Source organism: Nocardiopsis lucentensis DSM 44048 (assembly GCF_000341125.1).
Taxonomy (GTDB): domain Bacteria; phylum Actinomycetota; class Actinomycetes; order Streptosporangiales; family Streptosporangiaceae; genus Nocardiopsis; species Nocardiopsis lucentensis.
Map to the genome: position 1 here is coordinate 1 of NZ_ANBC01000188.1, position 363 is coordinate 363.

Sequence of the window (363 nt, forward strand, 5' to 3'; positions counted from 1 at the left end):
GCCGCCGAACGCGCCGCCGCCGGGAAGACCGACCCCGGCCCCGACCAGGTGCCCGACCCCGACGACGACGGCCCGCACCGCGCGGCGGGGGAGCCCCGCTGGCGCGGTCTCGACGTCGGCTCCCCCTTCGACCACGGGCGCAGCGGCATCCTCTACGTGGCCACCCACCTTCCCCCGCCCGGCCGGGGCGGCCTGGCCGACGCCTACCTGGACGAGATCACCGAGCTCATCGAAGCCGCCGACGGCCGGGCACTCGGGCTCTTCTCCTCCATGCGCGCCGCCCAACAGGCCGCCGAGGCGCTGCGTGAACGGCTGGACCATCCGATCCTGTGCCAGGGCGACGACTCCACCGGTCAGCTCGTC

General features: G+C 76.0%; 1 pseudogene. It reads left to right on the top strand.

Annotated features, from left to right (window positions below):
* Positions 1-363, top strand: a pseudogene (locus D471_RS33255) (ATP-dependent helicase); the annotation flags it as partial.